General features: G+C 66.2%; 18 protein-coding genes and 1 pseudogene. All 19 read left to right on the plus strand.

Going from position 1 to position 19,461, the window contains the following annotated elements; genetic code table 11:
• Positions 1-151: 151 nt before the first annotated feature.
• Positions 152-274, plus strand: a pseudogene (locus G4G31_RS25835) (hypothetical protein); the annotation flags it as partial.
• 93 nt (positions 275-367) lie between these two features.
• Complete coding sequence (locus tag G4G31_RS27545; RefSeq protein ID WP_267873688.1) at positions 368-496, plus strand: hypothetical protein; 129 nt, start codon at positions 368-370, stop codon at positions 494-496.
• Complete coding sequence (locus G4G31_RS11540; protein WP_182991521.1) at positions 486-1,244, plus strand: glycosyltransferase family 2 protein; 759 nt, start codon at positions 486-488, stop codon at positions 1,242-1,244. The genes G4G31_RS27545 and G4G31_RS11540 overlap by 11 nt, the downstream gene beginning before the upstream one ends.
• A gap of 326 nt (positions 1,245-1,570) precedes the next feature.
• On the plus strand, positions 1,571-3,808 hold the full coding sequence (locus G4G31_RS11545) for a DUF4962 domain-containing protein (RefSeq protein WP_182991522.1): 2,238 nt from the start codon (positions 1,571-1,573) through the stop codon (positions 3,806-3,808).
• Between the two features lie 160 nt (positions 3,809-3,968).
• Positions 3,969-4,589, plus strand: a complete 621-nt coding sequence (locus G4G31_RS11550; RefSeq protein WP_229425538.1) for a beta-1,6-N-acetylglucosaminyltransferase — start codon at positions 3,969-3,971, stop codon at positions 4,587-4,589.
• Entirely contained in the window at positions 4,471-4,830 is a 360-nt protein-coding gene (locus G4G31_RS25840) for a beta-1,6-N-acetylglucosaminyltransferase (protein WP_374011296.1), read from the plus strand. Before G4G31_RS11550 ends, G4G31_RS25840 begins: the two co-directional genes overlap by 119 nt.
• Before the next feature lie 239 nt (positions 4,831-5,069).
• Positions 5,070-5,627: a glycosyltransferase family 4 protein gene (locus G4G31_RS25845; protein WP_229425540.1), complete on the plus strand. Its 558-nt coding sequence runs from the start codon at positions 5,070-5,072 to the stop codon at positions 5,625-5,627.
• Positions 5,545-6,294, plus strand: coding sequence for a glycosyltransferase (locus G4G31_RS25850; protein ID WP_229425541.1), 750 nt, complete (start codon positions 5,545-5,547; stop codon positions 6,292-6,294). The genes G4G31_RS25845 and G4G31_RS25850 overlap by 83 nt, the downstream gene beginning before the upstream one ends.
• The gene (locus tag G4G31_RS25855) at positions 6,276-6,758 is read left to right on the plus strand and encodes a hypothetical protein (protein ID WP_229425542.1); all 483 of its coding nucleotides are present in this window, start codon (positions 6,276-6,278) and stop codon (positions 6,756-6,758) included. Before G4G31_RS25850 ends, G4G31_RS25855 begins: the two co-directional genes overlap by 19 nt.
• Positions 6,759-6,780: 22 nt before the next feature.
• Positions 6,781-7,557 carry a hypothetical protein gene (locus tag G4G31_RS25860; RefSeq protein WP_229425543.1) on the plus strand — a complete coding sequence of 259 codons (777 nt, stop codon included), beginning with the start codon at positions 6,781-6,783 and terminating at the stop codon, positions 7,555-7,557.
• A 118-nt stretch (positions 7,558-7,675) separates the two neighbouring features.
• Complete coding sequence (locus G4G31_RS11565) at positions 7,676-8,773, plus strand: glycosyltransferase family 4 protein (RefSeq protein WP_229425544.1); 1,098 nt, start codon at positions 7,676-7,678, stop codon at positions 8,771-8,773.
• A complete protein-coding gene (locus tag G4G31_RS11570) occupies positions 8,770-10,755 on the plus strand; it encodes an alginate lyase family protein (RefSeq protein ID WP_229425545.1) in 1,986 nt (661 codons plus the stop codon). Before G4G31_RS11565 ends, G4G31_RS11570 begins: the two co-directional genes overlap by 4 nt.
• A 183-nt stretch (positions 10,756-10,938) precedes the next feature.
• Positions 10,939-12,045 (plus strand): non-hydrolyzing UDP-N-acetylglucosamine 2-epimerase, encoded by a 1,107-nt coding sequence (gene wecB, locus G4G31_RS11575; protein ID WP_182991523.1) that lies wholly within the window; start codon positions 10,939-10,941, stop codon positions 12,043-12,045.
• Positions 12,046-12,055: 10 nt separating this feature from the next.
• Positions 12,056-12,811: a WecB/TagA/CpsF family glycosyltransferase gene (locus G4G31_RS11580; RefSeq protein ID WP_182991524.1), complete on the plus strand. Its 756-nt coding sequence runs from the start codon at positions 12,056-12,058 to the stop codon at positions 12,809-12,811.
• Between the two features lie 107 nt (positions 12,812-12,918).
• Positions 12,919-13,938: a UDP-glucose 4-epimerase GalE gene (galE, locus tag G4G31_RS11585; protein ID WP_182991525.1), complete on the plus strand. Its 1,020-nt coding sequence runs from the start codon at positions 12,919-12,921 to the stop codon at positions 13,936-13,938.
• A 157-nt stretch (positions 13,939-14,095) separates the two neighbouring features.
• A complete protein-coding gene (locus tag G4G31_RS11590) occupies positions 14,096-15,247 on the plus strand; it encodes a sugar phosphate nucleotidyltransferase (protein WP_182991526.1) in 1,152 nt (383 codons plus the stop codon).
• Positions 15,248-15,258: 11 nt separating this feature from the next.
• Positions 15,259-16,677, plus strand: a complete 1,419-nt coding sequence (locus tag G4G31_RS11595) for a mannose-1-phosphate guanylyltransferase/mannose-6-phosphate isomerase (RefSeq protein WP_182991527.1) — start codon at positions 15,259-15,261, stop codon at positions 16,675-16,677.
• A gap of 233 nt (positions 16,678-16,910) precedes the next feature.
• Positions 16,911-17,714, plus strand: a complete 804-nt coding sequence (locus G4G31_RS11600) for a PEP_CTERM-anchored TLD domain-containing protein (protein WP_182991528.1) — start codon at positions 16,911-16,913, stop codon at positions 17,712-17,714.
• Positions 17,715-17,903: 189 nt separating this feature from the next.
• Entirely contained in the window at positions 17,904-19,022 is a 1,119-nt protein-coding gene (locus G4G31_RS11605; RefSeq protein WP_308622160.1) for a TIGR03790 family protein, read from the plus strand.
• The last annotated feature ends 439 nt before the right edge of the window (positions 19,023-19,461 follow it).

A 19,461-nucleotide genomic window follows, 5' to 3' on the forward strand; every position in this document is an offset into this window, starting at 1 on the left:
ACATCGTGCTGGTCGGGCGTATCGATGCCGGCAAGGGCTTCGGCGAATTTCTCGTGGCGCTAGAAGGACGCTTGCCGGCCTGGGCGAGCGTGTCGATCGTGGGGACGGGCCCGAACGCGCCGAACTGGAACGCCGCCACGGCGGCGCGCAGGTGCGCTTTCTCGGCTGGCAGGACGGACAGCGCACGCTGGCCCGGAGCGCGTGCAGCCACCTGTGCGTCGTTCCCTCCATCTGCGAGGAAGCCTGCAGCACCACCGTGCTCGAGGCGTTGGCCTTGGGCCGTCCCTGCATTGCCCTGGCCAGGGGCGGTACGCCGGAACTGGCCAGCTACCAGCAGTATCCTGGTCAGCTGCAGCTGGCCCTGAGCATGGCGGAACTGGCCGATCGGGTCCTGGCGCAGCTCGCGATCCCGCCGTGCCGTGGCCCGCTGCCGCCCCGTTTCGGCGCCGATGCCGCCGTCATCGTCCCCCGACTGGTAGACCTGTATGCCGACTGAGCCCCGATTTTCGATCGTCACCTGCACACGGAACAGCGCCGCCACGCTGGACGACACGCTCGCATCGCTGCGTGCCCAGACCTGCCAGGACTTCGAGCATATTTTCGTCGACGGCGGCTCGACCGACGGCACGCTCGACATGCTGGCCGCCTATCCCGGCAACAAGCGCATCCTGCGCGACGTGGGCGGCGGCATCAGCCGCGCCATGAACCAGGGCATTGAGGCCGCGCGCGGCGCCATCGTCGCCCACCTGCACGCAGACGACTACTACGCCACGCCCGACGTCCTCGAGCGGGTGGGGCGCTGCTTCGACAGCAGCGGCGCCGGCTGGGTGGTAGGCCGGATCCAGGTACTGCACGAAGGTCGCCTGCTGCCGCAGTACCCGCAGCGGCGCTTCAGCTACCGCGCCTACGCCGCCAAACCACGCCAGCATCCCCATCCAGCCGTGTTCGTGCGCCGCGAGTGGTTCGCGCGCGCGGGCCTGTTCGACACCAGCCTGCGCTACGCAATGGACATCGACCTCTGGCTGCGCCTGGCCGCACTGGCGCCGCCCGCCATGCTCGACGATACCCTGGCGATCTTCCGCGAGCATGCCGGCAGCGTTTCATCAAGCAACAAGCTGCAGGCGCGGCGCGAGGAATTCGCCGTGCGGCGCCGCTACCTGGCGCGCGCGCCGCTAGCGTTTGCCGTGTATTGCCTGCGTTATCTGAAGCGCATGCATGCCTTGCGCCGCACTACCACGGCATGAGCAATCGGGACGCGTATTGACGAGCGTATTGACGAAAGGCGCAATCTGTTTGTGAACAACACACAGCTGTTAAATGCTTGAAAATGAAGGGAAAACAAGCTTGATACTCTGTCGTTGGATTTCTGCGATGCAACCAAAAAATATGATGATTTGAGGAAAAAAGTTTCCTCTGTTCAATTTCTTACTGCGGTAACATCATTCCGTTACGAACGTTCCGTCAAGAACCATCGTACGGACGACGCAAGCCTGCAGCACGCGCCGTTCACGCAGCATGCGGGCCACCCCGGTCCGCTGAACAGTCATCCAACGTTCTCGGAGCATCATTCATGAAATTCAACCGACAGGGCCTGATCCAGGCCCTCGCCCTGGCATCGTTGTGCGCGCTGTCCTTGAATGCGCGCGCCGATTGGGCCCAATCGGCCGATCCACTCGTCGTCCAACCGGGGCCGGCGGGCAGTGCCATCCAGGCCCAGAATCCGCCCGGTTTCACCTGGGCCCGCCATTCCACGGGGCCGGCCGCGTACGACATCGAAATCACCCCGGCCGGCGGCGCGCCAATGGTTGCCGTGGTCGAGCGTAACTGGTACTTGCCGACCAAGGCCCTGCCTCTGGGTAATTACACCTGGCGCGTGCGTCCGAGCGGCAGCAGCGACTGGTCGACCGAGCGCAGCTTCTCGATCACTGCCCGTTCCACCGTCTTCGAAGTGCCGGACAACACCACCTTGCGCCAGCGTATCAGCGCCAAGGCACGCCCACGCGCGCTGCCGCCGTCGTTCACCTTGTATTCGAGCTGGAGCGCGGCCAAGAAGACCGAGCTCGATCCCTACGTCAGCCGCATGAATAACGAGATCAAGCTGCAGATCAATGCGCTGCCGGTCCTGAGCGATGCACGCTGGCCGATCGCCATCACCTCGCCGCTGACGGCCGCCATGGCCTCCCAGCAGACCGACATCCGCCAGCGTATCAACGAGGCCAGCCGGCAGCTGGAAGCGGCGGCCGTGATGTGGCGCATGAAGCGCGATCCGATGTTCCTGACCGAAGCGCTGCGCAAGGGCGACCAGCTGGCCAGCCTCGACCCGAAGGGCCCGACCAGCTACGCCAACCAGGACCAGGCGACACGCCAGATCTCGGTGTCGCTGATCAAGGCGGTCGACTCGCTCGCCGGCGACCTCGACGCCACGCGCAAGGCGCGCTGGCTCGACACCGTGCGCGTGCGCACCGAAGAGATCTATCGCAACCTGGCCGGCGACAATGGCCGTCTCGACCAGTATCCGTTCGACTCGCATGGCAATACGAGCCTCGTGTTCCTGGTGCTGATCTCCTCGCTGTCGCTGGGCGACATCCCGGAAGCGCAGAAGTGGTTCGATTTCTCGTTCCGCGCCTACGCCAACGCGCCCTCGCCATGGGCCGGTCCGGAAGGGGGCTTTGCCAACGGCACCGCCTATGCCGAATACGCCGCCGGCTACCTGGTGCAGCTGTGGGACCCGCTGACCCAGGCGACCGGCGTGAATTTCTACGCCAAGCCCTGGGCTCTGGGCTTCCTCGACTTCGCGACGCAGTTCACGCCGCCAGGCTCGAAGATCCACGCCTTCGGCGACGGTTCCGAGACCAAGCCCGACACCCGCGTCTTCCACGCCTTCGGCTCGCGCATGGTGTCGCCGCGCGCGGCCTGGTACGTGGCCAAGCTGGGCGGCACCGAAGACACGCTGTCGCTGCTGCAGGCACCGTACCCGATGCCGGTGGCCGATACCAAGGTCCAGCTGCCGCCGTCGAACACCGCCTACTACCCGAGCACCGGCTGGGTGTCGATGCACAGCGATATCGGTTCGAATGCGCGCAGCTCGCTGTACTTCAAGTCCAGCCCGTACGGCTCGTTCAACCACAGCCACGGCGACCAGAACGGTTTGCTGCTGTCGGTGGCCGGCCAGCCATTGCTGGTCAAGGCCGGCTGGTATGACTGGTATGGTTCGCCTTACTGGACCGACTGGTACCACCAGACCCGTTCGCAGAACGCCATCACCTTCGACGGCGGCAAGGGCCAGCTGGTGACCGGCTACCGCGAGCAGCTGCAGCGCAACGGCAAGATCATCGGCTATGCGGCGCAGCCAAGCTACGACTACACCGAGGGCGATGCGACGCCGTCGTATGGTGGCCAATTGACCATGGCCAAGCGCCAGGTCTGGCACCTGCGCAATGCCGGCAACGCGATCCTGGTACGCGACCGCCTGTCGGCAACGGTGCCGCACACCTATGAGTTCAACCTGCACGCTCCGGTGGCGATGGTGAAGGAAAACGCGGGCGCGGTGAAGATTGCGATCAACGGCCAGTCGGTGTGCGTACGTTCCCTGAACCCGAACGCCAGCTTTGCTCCGTGGATCGGCCCGGGTGCCAAGCCGAATGTCGTCGAAGACCATGGCGCCTTCTACCTGGCCAACGACGGCAAGTCGGTCGCCGAGTTCCTGGTGCTACTCGATGTCGGCTGCAAGCGTCCGGAGGTGCAGGTCACGACGTCCGGCACCGTGCGCACGGTCACTGTTGCTGGGCAAAGTGTCACGCTGAACTGAACGCAGGCCCTTCGCGGCCACGCGCTATAGTCGGTACGCCTGCCAAGGCGCGCCGCCCACGTCCCCGCGGCTGCGCGCCACGGGGACGTTTTTTTTTGGTCGCGATGCACGCCAGCCATTGGCTCGCAACTGGCCGGCGCGCGGCCGGGAGCTGCCAGCCATGAGACAGGTTTTCCTGATCCACGCGCACAGGGACCTCGAGCAACTCAACACGCTCATTGCCCGCCTGTGCGATCCGGACTTCGTCATCTACGTCCACCTCGACCGTAAATGGCAGGTCGATCCGGCACAGGTACATCCTGGCGCCCGCCAGGTGCAGCCGCGTGTCGACGTGCGCTGGGGCGGCTTCAGCCAGGTACGCGCCATGCTCGGCTCGCTGCGCCAGGTCATCGCCAGCGAACGCGATTTCGACAAGCTCGTCTTCCTGTCGGCCCAGGACTATCCGGTCTTGCCGAATGCCGTGCTCAAGCACGAACTGGCGGCGCTCCGGGGCCGCGAGCTGATCGATACCGTGGCCATCGGCCCCGGTGGCTGGCCGGCCGCCTATCGCTACCAGTTTTTCCATCGCGAGGGCGGCGCCTTGCCTGCGCGCCTGGGATGTGCGTTCGCCAGCCGTGCCCTGCGCCTGGCAGGCAGGGACGCGGCGCCTGCCTGGCGGACTGGTGCCCTATGGCGGCTCGGCCTGGTGGACACTGTCCCGACCCTGCCTGATCCACCTGCTCGGCCAGGTGGACCAGCAACCGCGGCTGGCACGCTTTTTCAGCACGGTTCTCTGCCCTGATGAAATGTTTTTCCAGACCCTCGTGATGGCCTCGCCTTTCGCCTGCCGCGTGTTGCCGCAGAGTTTTCGCTACGTCCAGTGGCCGGAGGGCAGCGCGCGCAACCCCATGGTGCTGGTCGACGCCGATTTCGAGCCGATCCGTGCTTCCGGAGCGCACTTTTGTCGCAAGCTCGACAGTGTTGCCAGTGCTGGCCTGCGCGCACGCCTGGAGCAGGCTGCGCAGGGTCGGGCTGGCGGCTGATGCTGGCCTTGCAGAAGTCACGGCTGCGTGAGGCTGATCCAGCCGTGTACGGTCTCGCGCCGCGATCGTGGCGGCATCATCCACGGCATGCCGCACCGGTGCGCACATCGCGCTGTCCGGTAGGCACTTCCAACGCTCCTTGATTGCCCTCAAATGCGCGGCCCGCCCTGTTGCGTTTCGGCGGGCGCATTCTGGAACGCCTGCGCTAGTATCGACGGCGATATCTCGACAGGGCTCCCATGCGCACCAGGTCGCTTTCCATTGCTTACATCGTCCGCGACCCGCTGCCGCCGCTGCGTGCCGACGTGCTGACCCTGTTCGGTGCCGAAATGCCGCGTCACGGCGTCCATACCGAGCTCGTCGGGCAGCGCGGCGCGGCGCCTGGCGCGCCCTGGCAGGGTGGTGGCATGCACGCCGTCGGCAGCCTCGCCGGACGCTTCGCCAGCATCCTGGCGCCGCTCTGGGACGCGCTCGGCCTGCTGCGCGCCGCGCGCCGCGTGCGGCCCGACTGCATCCAGGTGCGCGACAAGGTTGCCAGTGCATGGCTGGGACTGGTGGCGGCGCGCCTGCTGCGCGTTCCCTTCGTCTACTGGATGTCCTTTCCCATCGTCGAGGGCTTCGAGGCACGGCGCGATGCCTTGCGCGGGCGCGGGCGCGGTCCGGCCTGGCTCGGGCATGCCGTGCGCCCGGGCCTCGCGCCTGCTGCTGTACCGGATGGTGTTGCCCCGCGCCAGCCACCTGTTCGTGCAGAGCGAGGCGATGCGCGCCTGGCTCGCAGGGCAGGGCATCGCGCTTGATCGCATGACGCCGGTGCCGATGGGCGTCGACGCCGCCCTGTTCGACCGCACATCCATCGCGCCCAGCCAGGACCCCAGGCTGGACGGCCGGCGCGTCGTGCTCTACCTGGGCCGGGTCGCCCAGTCGCGCCGCTCCGACTTCCTGCTCGAGGTCACCGAGCGGCTGCGCGCGCGGCTGCCCCAGGTGCTGCTCGTGATTGCCGGCGATGCGCCCTCGAATGACGAAATGGCGTGGATGCGCTCAAGCATCGCTGCGCATGGCCTGGACGAGCACGTGCTGCTGACGGGCTGGCTGCCCCAGCGTGAAGCGCTGGGCTACGCGGCGCGCGCCGAAGTAGGCCTGTCGCCGATCCCGCGCGGCCGGCTGTTCGACGTCTCCTCGCCCACCAAACTGGTCGAATACCTGGCGCTCGGTATCCCGGGCGTGGCCAACGACATACCCGACCAGGCGCGTGTGATACAAGAGAGCGGTGCCGGGCTGTGCGTGCCGATGCAGGCCGACGCCTTTGCGGAGGCCACGCTGCGCCTGCTGGAGGACCCTGCGCTCGCTGCCGCCTGCGCCGCGCGCGGTCCGGACTGGGTCCGCGCCCACCGCACCTACGACATCCTGGCCCGCGTCGTCGCCCAGGCCTACGAGCGCATCCTGCCATGTGGACCTGGTCGCTGAAGTGCACGCTGCGCTCCCTGCTGCGCACGCTCCTGCGCGGACTGTGGGCCCGCATCCTGCTGCCCGGACTGCTCGCCAACGAGCGCAGCGCGGTCCGGCTGAATGAATCCATTGCCCGGCGCGCACGCCGCCTTGGCGTGCAGGTCGACGGCGATGGAACCCGCCTGTGCCACGCCGATCGCGGCGCACCGCTCTTGACCAAGCACGCGCTACGCCAGCATCCGGAACGCTTCGTCCGTCCACGCGGCCCCGGCTCGCTGCTGCGCAACACCATCCGTACCAGCGGCACCTCCGGCACGCCCTTGACCCCGGTGCAGGCCTGGAGCGCCGTGATCCGCGAAGAAGCTTTTTCTCCAGCGCCAGCTGCGCTGGATCGGCTGGCGCCCGGGCGGACGCCGCGCCTGGATTCGCGGCGATATCGTCTGCCCCGCGCATCCGGCAGATGGCCGCTACTGGTGCCATGACCGCTTCGGCCGGATGCTCATGATGTCTTCCTACCACCTGTCGCAGGCCAGCATTGGCGCCTACATCGACGCGCTGGAAAGCTACGATCCGGTCGTCATCCAGGCCTATCCGTCCTCGATCGCGGCGCTCGCGTCCTGGCTCGATGCGGGCAGCGCGCACTACCGCGGCCGCGCCCTGCGTGGCGTGCTCACCTCGTCCGAGACGCTCGAACCGGGGGTGCGCGCCCTGGTCGAGACATGCTTCGGCGTGCCCGTCTTCGACTGGTATGGGCAGGCCGAACGGGTCGTGGCAATCGGCACCTGCGAGCGCGGCAGCTACCACGTGCTCACCGACTATGGCGGCGTGCAGTTGCTGCCGCTGGACGATGGCGGCTACGAACTGGTGGGGACCACCCTGAACAACCCCGCCATGCCGCTGCAGCACTACCGCCTGGGCGACCGGGTGTTGCCGGGCGACGGGGCGCCTTGTGCCTGCGGCCGCGTGTTCCCGACCGTCCAGGCGGTGCTGGGGCGCCAGGAGCGCAGCCTGGTGCTGCCCGACGGACGCATCGTCACCCGCCTCGACCGCGTATTCCGGGGGCGCGACCGCAAGCTCGTGGAAGGGCAAGTGTTGTATCGGGGCGACGGGCGTTTCAGCCTGCGTGTGGTGGCCGGCGAGGGCTTCGGCGCAGCCGACGAGGCCGCGCTGACGGCGGCTTTTCTCCTGCGCGTGCCCGGCGTAGAAGTAGACGTGGTGCGGGTTCCAGCGATTGCACGCGGCCCCAACGGCAAATTCGAGTTCATCGCGGTCGAGGGCTGAACCGTGCGCGGGAGGGGAAACAGATGATGTATGATCGAAATATTGTGCCTTTATTAAGAATCGTGAATCCGCCAGCCCTCATCAGATGTGTCGCACCCCCGGTTGCCGGAGTCCGCGCATGAAAGCGCGCGCGCCGCGCATCCTGATGCTGGGTACCGCACCGGAAGGGCGGGGCGGGGTGGCGGCGCTGGTGTCGGTGTTGCGCGACGGCGGCCTGTTCGAGCGCGAGGCGGTAGCGTATGTCAGCACCCACCGCGAAGGCGGCGTGTTTGCCAAGCTGGGCAGCGCGGCGAGCGGTTTCTCGAAAGCCGCGCTGGCCTGCCTGCGGCAGCGTCCGCGCATCGTGCATGCACACGCCGCCTCGGGAGCGAGCTTCCTGCGCAAATCGATGCTGTTGTGGCTGGCGCGGACAGCTGGCTGCCGTACCATTTTTCATCTGCATGGCGGCGGCTTTCGCCAGTTCGCCACCGTTCGTTCCAGCATGCTCACGCAGCGCTGGATCCGGCATACGCTCGAACGCAGTTCGCTCGTCATCGCGCTCTCCGAAGGCTGGGCCCAGTTCCTGCGCGGCTTCGCACCGGAGGCACGCGTGACCGTGGTGCCGAATGCGGTGCCCTTGCCGCGGCAGGGCGAGCAGGGCGAGCAGGGCGAACAGGCCGAGCAGGCCGAGCCGGGGCGTATCCTCTTCCTCGGCCGTCTCGAATGCGCCAAGGGCGTGGCCGAGCTGCTCGATGCGGCCGCTACCCCGGCGCCGCGTTTTCCGCAACTGCGCCTGGTACTTGCTGGCAGTGGCGACCTCGAAGCGTGGCGTGCCGCGGTCGCCGCGCGCGGCATCGGCGCGCACGTCGAACTGCCGGGCTGGCTGGATGCGGCTGCACGCGAACGCGAACTGGCCCGGGCATCCGTGTTCTGCCTGCCTTCGCATGCCGAAGGCTTGCCGATGTCCCTGCTCGAGGCCATGGCGGCCGGCAAGGCGGCCGTGGCCACGGCCGTCGGCGCGGTGCCGGAAGCGGTGCGCGATGGCGAAAATGGCCTGCTGGTGCCGCCGCACGATGCTCCGGCGCTGGCGGCGGCGCTGGAGCGGCTGCTGGCCGATAGCGCCTTGCGTGGGCGTCTTGGCACGCAGGCGAGGGCGACGGTGGAACGGCATTACTCAACAGAAGCGGTGTGTGGCCAGTTGGCCGCGATCTACAACGATTTGGCGGGGGTTCGATGAATGCAACAGTACGCATGGTATGGCTGGTGAACCGTCTGCGCTGCATGTCGGTAGCGGAGATCGGTTACCGGGTGCGCCAGGCCGCGCGCACGAGAATGGCGCGCCGCGCGATCCCACGTGGCGCCCCGGCCCCTTTGCCGCGTACCCGCAGCTTCGGCCTGCCCGGTGCTCCCACCCTCGACGCCGCCCAGGTCGAAACCCTGCTGGCCGAAGCCGACCGTATCTGCGCCGGCCACGTCGTCCTGTTCGCCGACCGCAGCTTCGACGTCGGCGTGCCCACCGTCTGGAACCGCGACCCCGACAGCGGCATCACGGGGCCATCGGTGTTTTCGGGCGACATCAGTATCGACGATCCCAACCTGGTCGGCGACATCAAGCATGTCTGGGAACTGAACCGCCACCTGCACTTGGTGCGCCTGGCGCAAGCCTGGAGCGTCAGCGGCGACGTGCGCTGGCTGCACGCGCTCGAGCAGCAGCTGCGCAGCTGGCTCGACCAGTGCCCGCCGCTGACCGGCCCCAACTGGACCAGTCCGATGGAGCTGGGCATCCGCCTGATCAACTGGGCGCTGCTGTGGCAGCTCGTCGGCGGCGAGGGCAGCGTACTCTTTTCCGGCGACTCCGGCCAGCGCCTGCGCGCCGACTGGCTCGACAGCATCCACGCCCATTGCCGCACCATCGCGCGCAACCTGTCGCGCCATTCGTCGGCCAACAACCACCTGATTGGTGAACTGGCCGGCCTGTTCGTGGCCAGTTCGGTCTGGCCCTGCTGGAAAGCCTCGAGCGGCTGGATGGAGCAGGCGCGGCGCGAACTCGAACAGCAGGCGCGCCTGCAGTATTCGCTCGACGGCGTGAACCGCGAGCAGGCCTTCGGCTACCACGTGTTCTCGGCCGAATTCCTGTTCGTGGCCGGTCTCGTCGGCCAGGCCTGCGATGTGCCGTTCTCCCGCACCTACTGGAGCGTGCTGCAGCGCGCCCTGCGGTTCCTGCGTTCGGTACGCGATGTCGGCGGCCATGTGCCGAACGTCGGCGACAGCGACGACGGCGGCGTGTTCCGCCTCGACGCCGCCGGCAGCGACCGCGCGGCGCAATTGCTGGCGCTGGGCGATGCCGTCTTCAGCGCCCAGCCGGCGCTGCAAGCGGCCGGGCACAGCGCTACCCACCCGGGCGTGCGCTGGCTGCTGCACGCGCTGCCGGGGCGCCGTCCCGATGCCGACCCTCACGAGTCCGACACCGGCTGGGCCTTCCCCGACGGCGGCTATTTCCTGTTCGGCTCGCAGTTCGGCGAAGAGAACGAAATCAAGGGCATGCTCGATTGCGGCCCGCTCGGCTATCTCGGCATTGCCGCCCATGGCCATGCCGACGCGCTGGCGCTGACGCTCTCGGTGGCGGGCGAGGAAGTGCTGGTCGACCCGGGCACCTATTCCTACTGGCAGGAACCGAAGTGGCGCGACTATTTCCGCGGCACCTCGGCCCACAACACCGTGCGCGTGGACGGGCGCGACCAATCGGTCTCCGGTGGACGCTTCATGTGGCTGCGCAAGGCCAACGCCAGCATCGAACGCATGCCCAGTTCGCCCCACGAATTCGATTTCCGCGGTTCGCACGATGGCTACACCCGCTTTACCGATCCGGTGCGCCACCTGCGCAGCGTCCGTTTCGACGCGGCCAGCTCGACCCTGGTCGTGCGCGACGAGGTTGCCGCGAAAAAGCCGCATCCGGTCGAACTGTTCTGGCATTTTGCGCCCGAACTGAACGTGCGCCTGACCAGCAGCGGCCTGCACGTGCGGGGCAAGCGCTTTGCCCTGCAGATGCACGCCAGCGGCGCCGACCTCAAGCTGGAACTGGTGCGCGGCGCCGAAAACCCGCCGCTGGGCTGGTATTCGCGCTGCTACGAATCGAAAGAGCCAAGCGACGTATTGCGCATCTCCACCGTATCGTCCGCCGTTCCGGTCGAGTGCAGGTTTACAATAACGTTTTTTTAAGTACTTGACTGAAAAGCAATGCGACAATAGCGGGCAGAAGCGGATCCGGTGGGGCACAGCCGGCAACGTAAACAAACGGGACGGACGCGGCAACGCCTCGGTCCTGGATGCCGAAAACACATTGGTTCTTAGCCAAATAGTTCAGTTTCCATAATTACTACAGCTGCAGGGAAGTCCAAAAACATGCTTATTTATCTGGTGGCCGGCGCAAGGCCCAACTTCATGAAGATCGCGCCGATCGTGCGTGCATTGCAGGCACAGCAGGCGCTGTCGTTCAAGATCATCCATACCGGCCAGCACTACGACCGCGAAATGAACGACGTCTTCTTCGAGGAACTCGGCATTCCGCAACCCGACGTCTTCATGGCCGCCGGCGGCGGCAGCCACGCCCAGCAAACCGCGAAAATCATGGTCGGCTTCGAGGAACTGTGCGTGGCCGAGCGTCCCGCTGCCGTGCTGGTGGTCGGCGACGTCAATTCCACGCTGGCCTGCTCGATCGTCGCCAAGAAGCTCAACATCCCCGTCGCCCACGTCGAGGCCGGCCTGCGCAGCGGCGACATGGCCATGCCCGAGGAAATCAACCGCCTCGTCACCGACAGCATCTCCGACTGGTTCTTCGTCACCGAACCGTCGGCCGTCGAACACCTGCGCCGCGAAGGCAAGCCTGAATCCGCCGTGCACTACGTCGGCCATGTGATGGTCGACAACGTGCTGTTCCAGGCTGACAAGCTCACCCGCGCCGACACCTCCGGTTTCGAAACAAGCGCCTTCAAGGCCCAGGCCCAGCAGAATGGCGGCCGCTACGGCGTCGTCACCATGCACCGCCCGAGCAATGTCGACGAGCCGGAGACTTTTGCCCGCATCGCCGGCGCACTGAAGGAAATCGCGACGGAACTCCCGCTGATCTTCCCGGTGCACCCGCGCACCCGCGCCAACATCGAGAAATTCGGCATCGACCTGGGCCCGAACGTGACCCTGGCCGGTCCCCAGGCCTACATGGCCTTCCTCAACCTGTGGAAGGACGCGGCCGTCGTGCTGACCGACTCCGGCGGCCTGCAGGAAGAAACGACGGCACTCGGCGTGCCCTGCGTCACCATCCGCGAGAACACCGAGCGTCCGGTGACGGTGGAAGAGGGCTCGAACGTGCTGGCCGGCACCGACCCGAACAAGATCCTGGAAGAAGCGCGCAAGGTCCTGCGCGGCGAAGGCAAGCAGGGCCGCCGTCCGCACCTGTGGGACGGCAAGGCCGCCGAACGCATCGTGGAAGTGCTGGCACGCGAGCTGAGCTAAGGAAAATGGCATGTCCCCCGCCATCACACTGATGGGCTGCCGGATCGACAACCTGTCGATGGAAGAAACCCTCGTGCGCATCGAGGAATTCATCCGCTCCGGACAGCCCCATCAGCATGTGGTGGTGAACGTGGACAAGCTGGTCAAGGCCAGCCGCGATGCCGAGCTGCGCCGCATCATCAACGAGTGCGCGCTGGTGAACGTCGATGGCATGCCGGTGGTCTGGGCCTCGCGCCTGCTCGGCAAGCCGTTGAAGGAACGCGTTGCCGGGGTCGACCTGTTCGAGGCCCTGATGCGCCGTTCGAGCGAGCGCGGCTGGCGTGTATTCCTGCTGGGCGCGCGGGCCGAGGTGGTGCAGGCCGTGGCCGAGACCTATACCGCGCGCTACCCCGGCCTGGTCGTGGCGGGCTGGCGCGACGGCTACTGGCAGGGCGAGGCGGAAGAAGCGGCGGTCGCGGAGCAGGTAAGGGCCAGCGCTGCCGACCTGCTGTTCGTGGCGATCAGTTCGCCCAAGAAGGAACAATTCCTGGGCCGCTGGCAGGCCGCCATGCGCATCCCGTTCGCGATGGGCGTGGGCGGCACCTTCGACGTCGCCATCGGCCGTGTGAAGCGGGCGCCGCTGTGGATGCAGCGCGCCGGGCTGGAATGGTTTTACCGCTTCCTGCAGGAGCCGCGCCGCATGTTCCGGCGCTACTTTATCGAGGACATGGCCTTCCTCTGGCTGCTGGTCAAGGAAGCGCTGCATACCCGCAAGGGACAAACATAGGGACACGCGGTCGCAGAGCCGCCGAAGGACAAAGAAGAGGGGGGCGGCAATGCCGTCCTGGGAGCGCCGATACAGGCGCGCATCAACAAGCATAGAGAGTGACGACAATGAAGATTCTGGTTACGGGCGGCGTGGGCTATATCGGTTCCCACACCGTCGTCGAGTTGCAGCATGCCGGGTACGACGTGGTCGTGGTCGACAATCTCTCCAACGCCCAGCGCGAGGTCCAGGACCGCGTGCGACAAATCACGGGCAAATCGTTTGATTTCATCGAGGCCGACATCCGCGATCGCGCCGCCATGGAAGCGGCCTTTGCCGCTCACAAGGTCGATGCCGTGATCCACTTTGCTGGCCTGAAGGCGGTCGGCGAATCGGTGGCGCAGCCGCTGCGCTACTACGACAACAACGTCTCCGGCAGCGTCGTGCTGTTCGAGACGATGGCGAAGTTCGGCGTCAAGACGCTGGTGTTCAGTTCCTCGGCCACCGTCTACGGCGACCCGGCCTCGGTGCCGATCCTGGAAGACTTCCCGCTGTCGGCCACCAATCCCTACGGCCGCAGCAAGCTGATGATCGAGGACATCCTGCGCGACCTGATCAAGGCCGAACCGGACTGGCGCATTGCGCTGCTGCGCTACTTCAACCCGGTCGGTGCCCACGAAAGCGGCCTGATCGGTGAGTCGCCTTCCGGCATCCCGAACAACCTCGTTCCCTACATCGCCCAGGTCGCAACCGGCCAGCGCGAAAAGCTGTCGGTGTTCGGGGGCGACTACCCGACCCCGGACGGCACCGGCATGCGCGACTACATCCACGTCGTGGACCTGTCGATCGGCCACGTCAAGACGCTCGACAAGCTGGCCCAGGGGCCGGGCCTGGTGACCTACAACCTCGGCACCGGCCGTGGCAACAGCGTGCTGGAAATGGTGCGTGCTTTCGAGGCCGCCAGCGGCCGCCCGATTCCGTACCAGATCGTCGACCGCCGTCCGGGCGATATCGCGAAGTGCTATGCCGATCCGGCCAAGGCCCGCGAGGAGCTCGGCTGGATCGCCACGCGCGACGTCGCCCAGATGTGCGCCGACACATGGCGCTACCAGACCTCCGGTAACGTTGAAAAAGCTTCAGAAAACTGAGTTCACTGGCTTTTGTAAGACTCATGAAGTATCGCGTCTTCAAAGCCTGCAAACCACTAGTGTCACAGGGCCTCGAGAAACCGTAGCGAGCATCGCAAACCGACACAGCGACGCGCAGCAGGTTTAGCAAGGCCCCTACCAAAAGGACGGTTCAATAATGAAAGCAATGATTCTCGCGGCAGGCAAGGGCACGCGCGTTCGCCCGCTCACGTACGACCTTCCGAAACCCATGATTCCGCTGCTGGGCAAGCCGGTGATGGCCTACCTGGTCGAGCACCTGAAAAAACACGGCGTGACCGAAATCATGGTCAACGTCAGCTGGCTGCATGAAAAGATCGAAGAGTATTTCGGCGAAGGCGAGCAGTTCGGCGTCCAGATCGGCTATTCCTTCGAAGGCTACATGACCGACGACGGCACCATCGTGCCCGAGCCGATCGGTTCGGCCGGCGGCATGAAGAAGATCCAGGAATTCGGCCAGTTCTTCGACGACACCACCATCGTGCTGTGCGGCGACGCCCTGATCGACCTCGACCTGAAAGCGGCCCTGCTCGAGCACCGCCGCAAGGGTGCGATGGCCTCCGTCATCACCAAGGAAGTCCCGTGGGACAAGGTGTCCTCGTATGGCGTCGTCGTTACCGACGAGCAGGGGCGCATTACCGAGTTCCAGGAAAAGCCGAGCCAGGAAGAGGCGAAGTCGAACTTCATCAGCACCGGCATCTACATCTTCGAGCCGGAAGTGATCGACTTGATTCCGTCGGGCGTGTCCTTCGACATCGGTTCGGAACTGTTCCCGCTGCTGGCCGAACGCGGCCTGCCGTTTTATGCCCAGGGTCGTCCGTTCAACTGGCTCGACATCGGCACCATGTCCGACTACTGGGAAGTGCTGCAGACGGTGCTGACGGGCGAAGTCAACCACATGGACGTGCCGGGCACCCAGATCGAGCCGGGCCTCTGGGTCGGCCTGAACACCTGCATCGACTGGAACGGCACCAAGATCGAGGGCCCGGTCTACATCGGCTCGGGCGTGAAGATCGAATCGGGCGTGCACATCGTCGGCCCGACCTGGATCGGCCACGGCAGCCACATCTGCGAAGGCGCCGAGATTGTCCGCAGTGTGTTGTTTGAATATACTCGCGTCTTGCATGATGTAACACTCAATGAAATGATTGTCTTCAAGGAATACAGTGTCGATCGTGCAGGAGAAATGAAGCACGCGTCCGAGTACAGCTCCGAAGAATGGCTGAACGCCCGCGACCGCCGCCGCAGCAGCCGCAAAGAAATCGCAAGTCAGAACAGCAATAACCAATAGAAAGCGAACGCATGAAAATTTACCCAGTGATCCTCTCCGGCGGTGCCGGCACCCGTCTGTGGCCACTGTCGCGGGCTGTGCTGCCAAAACAGTTGCTGCCGCTGGTTGCCGACAAGACCATGTTGCAGGAGACCGCGCTGCGCGTGGCCGGCCTGCCGGGTCTGATGGCTCCGCTGGTCGTCTGCGGCAACGACCACCGCTTCATGGTGGCCGAGCAGCTGCGCGCGGCCGGCATTACGCCGCTGGGGATCCTGCTCGAGCCGGTCGGCCGCAATACCGCGCCGGCAGTGGCCGCCGCTGCGCATTACCTGAAATCGATCGACCCGGAAGCGGTCATGCTGGTGCTGCCGGCTGACCACGTCATCACCAATCGCGAAGCCTTCAAGGATGCGGTGCTGCGCGCCGCGACCATGGTGCGCGAAGGCGGCCTGGCCACCTTCGGCATCGTGCCGCAAGGCCCGGAAACCGGCTATGGCTACATCCGCCGCGGTGCGGCGCTGGCGAATTGCGAAGACTGCTACCAGGTCGAGCGCTTCGTCGAGAAACCGGACCTTGCCACGGCCCAGGCCTTCGTCGCGGACGGCGGCTACTACTGGAATAGCGGCATGTTCATGTTTGCCGCCGAGCGTTACCTGGCCGAGCTGGCCCAGTTCGCGCCGGAGATCGCCACCGCCGCCGAGAAAGCCGTCAGCACCGGCTACCGCGACCTCGATTTCTGCCGCCTCGACGAAGCCGCCTTCTCGGGCTGCCCGTCGGACTCGATCGACTACGCCGTCATGGAGCATACCGGCCACGCCGTGGTTGTCCCGGCCGACATCGGCTGGAGCGACGTCGGTTCCTGGTCGGCGCTGTGGGAAGTGCAGCCGAAGGACGACAATGGCAATGCCCAGCGTGGCGACGTCTATCTCGACGGCGTCAAGAATTCGCTGGTGCGCGCCGAGAGCCGCATCGTGGCGGTCGTCGGCGTCGAGAACATCGTCGTCGTCGAGACCCAGGATGCGGTGCTGGTCGCGCACAAGGACCAGGTGCAGCGCGTCAAGCAGGTGGTCGACCACCTGAAATCGAAGGAACGTACCGAGCACCTGCACCACACGCGCGTCTACCGTCCGTGGGGCCACTACGAGGGCATCGATGCGGGCGACCGTTTCCAGGTCAAGCGCATCACCGTGAAACCGGGCGAAAAACTGTCCCTGCAGATGCACCACCACCGCGCCGAGCACTGGGTGGTCGTCTCGGGCACGGCCCGCGTGACCTGCGGCGACAAGGTCAGCCTGCTGTCGGAAAACGAGTCGACCTATATCCCGATCGGCATGAACCACCGTCTCGAGAACCCGGGCAAACTGCCGCTGCACATCATCGAAGTGCAGTCCGGCAGCTACCTGGGCGAGGACGACATCGTGCGCTTCGAGGATATCTACCAGCGCTCGTAAGATCAGGACAGCCGGCACTGCGCGGGAAGGACGCCTGCAGGGCCGGGGGACCGGCAGGGACGAAAGCGGGCGGCAACGCCCGCTTTTTTTCGTCCGTCGCGCCCGCGCGGGACGGCCACGCGCACCCGTGGCTTCCTCTACACCTTGCGCAAGGTTCCCAAGTCAACAGTGTGAGGGGGTGCGCCACCCCGGCATACAATGGGTTGGTCAGTGAACCCCGACCGGAGGTGATCATGAAGACGCTCCTTGCCCGTGGCCCGCATCCGCTGCCTCTTGCGCTGCGCCTTGTACTATCGCGTGCACTGTCCCGCGCGCTCGCGCTGGCACTGCCGCTAGTCCTGCCGTTTATCCTGCTGCTCGTTGCTCCGCCATCGCACGCCCAGACCGGCAACCCGCCGCTCGATCCCGTCCTCGAAGGGCAGCTCGAACGCTGGCTCGGCGCCGGCGACCTCATCTTCGATAACGTCTATACGCGCGCGCCTGGCGACGACTCGCTCGACTTCCACGCCGCCGCCGACGACCGGGGCCCGACTTTTACCCTGGTGCGCGTCAGCGATCCGGCAGGGCAAGCCTGGCTGGTGGGCGGCTACAACCCGCAAAGCTGGTCGTCCACGGACGGCTGGCACAGCACGGAACGCGATTTCCAGCGCACGGCCTTCCTGTTCAATTACACCGATCCCGGCGTCTGGCACCAGGTGCCGAGCGGCTTCGAACTACCCAGCCAGGGCGCTTTCCAGACCTTCAATGCGGCCGACCAGGGGCCGACCTTCGGCGCCGGCCCCGACCTCCTGGTCAACGACCGGCTCGATACCGCGCTGTCCTGGCGCCTGAGCTATGGCGACCCAGGCGGCGAGGGGCGCAGCATCATCGACGGATCGACCGGCGGACAGCTCTTCAGGATCGACGCGCTCGAACTCTACGCCATCGCGCCGATTCCGGAACCGGCCGCAGCCACCATGCTCGCAGGCGGCCTGGGCATGCTGGCGCTCGCCCTTGCGCCACGCATGCGCCGCCGTACGGTCGCCGTGCGCGCCTGATAGCGGGCCATGGCCCGGCCATCCCGCAGGCGTGGCGGCGCTGCAGCCTTGTCGCGTCCATGCGCCAGGAAACGGGTGCGGCCGGGCGGGGAGTTCCCGCGCGCGTTCGCGCTGCCAGCGGAAGGAGGCGCGTACTGGCGCTCCGGCGCGCCTCCGTGGGCGCACGGGCGCACGCCTGCGCGGCTGTTCGTGAGCCTGCTCCCATGGCTGCGCATCCGGATGCGCGTGTGGGCGCGCACGCGTGTGCCGGCACGCGTGCTGGCAGGGCTGCTCGCGTGCCTATGTGCGCTGCCGTTTACCGTCCTGGGCGCCGCGCCCGAAACCGGCCTCGCCGCAGGCACGGCGCAGGTGGAAGCCGCCGCGAGCTCCGGCCTCGGTCCGCGCCAGCTGGCAATCGTCATCAACGACAACGACCCGGACAGCGTCGCCATCGGCAAGTACTATCGCGAGCGCCGCGACATCCCGGCCGCGAACGTGATCCATGTGCGCCTGCCACGCGAGGCCTCGCTGCCGCTCGAACGCTTCCGCGCGCTGAAGGAGGACATCGACAGCCGCCTGGGACCAGGCATCCAGGCCGTGCTGATGGTCTGGACCGCTCCCTACAAGGTCGGCTGCAATGCCATCACCGCCGCCTACACGCTGGGCTACGACGAGGCCTTGTGCCGCGATACCTGCGCTCCCGCCCGGCCCAGCCCCTATTTCAATGCGCGCGGCCGCCGTCCCTACAGCGAACACGGTCTGCGGCTGTCGATGCTGCTGCCGATCGCGTCGGTTGACAAGGCGCGGGCGCTGATCGACCGCGGCGTCATCAGCGGCTTTCGCCTGCTACCCGCCAGCGCCTGGTACCTCAGTACCTCCGAGGCGGCGCGCAACGCCCGCGCCGTTTTCTTTCCGCGCCCCGGCTATCTGGCGTCCAAGCGCCTGCGCATCCACCGCGTCCGGGGCGACGCCATCGAAGGCGTCGACGACGTCCTCGTCTACCAGCTCGGCAAGGCCGAGGTCGACAAGCTGGGCAGCCTGCGCTTCGTGCCCGGCGCCCTGGCCGACCACCTGACTTCGCACGGTGGCGAATTGCTGGGAAGCTCGCAGATGAGCAGCCTGCGCTGGCTCGAAGCGGGCGCGACGGCCAGCTATGGCACGGTAAGCGAGCCCTGCAACCACTGGCAGAAATTCCCGAATCCGGGCGTCCTCCTGCGTCACTATCTCGATGGCGACAGCGCCATCGAAGCCTACTGGAAGAGTGTCGCCTGGCCGGCCCAGGGCCTGTTCATCGGCGAGCCGCTGGCGACACCCTATCCGAAGCGATGAGTGGCGGCGCAAGCTGCACAAAGCGTCGCAGGCCGGACCGCGAGGTGAAGCGGACAAGGGCCGCCAGGGCCGCCATCGGCGCGTCGTGGCTCCGGCTTGTTTCGTGACCGGGTGGGAACACAGCCAGCACAGGGACCGCAATGCCGGCCCCAGCACCGACGCGAGTCGGCAGCCTACCGCCGCAAGACAGCAAAAACATGGCCGTGAAGTTGGACGACGCGCCGCCGTCTCGAGGGCCGGTGAATGCAGTCCCGATGACTTGCGGCAGCTTTATTTTCTTGTAAGAATCTCTTTTGAATCAATGTGTTGCCGGCTTACCTCATCCGGAAGTATTGCCGTGAGAAATTGTGTCATTCTCCTGTCAAATTGTAGATTTATTATTGTTTCTAGTAATAAAATGACTATAAGCATGGACAACATTGCTGCGCCCCACCATCCC

The sequence above is a fragment of the Massilia sp. Se16.2.3 genome, from assembly GCF_014171595.1.
Lineage (GTDB): Bacteria > Pseudomonadota > Gammaproteobacteria > Burkholderiales > Burkholderiaceae_D > Telluria.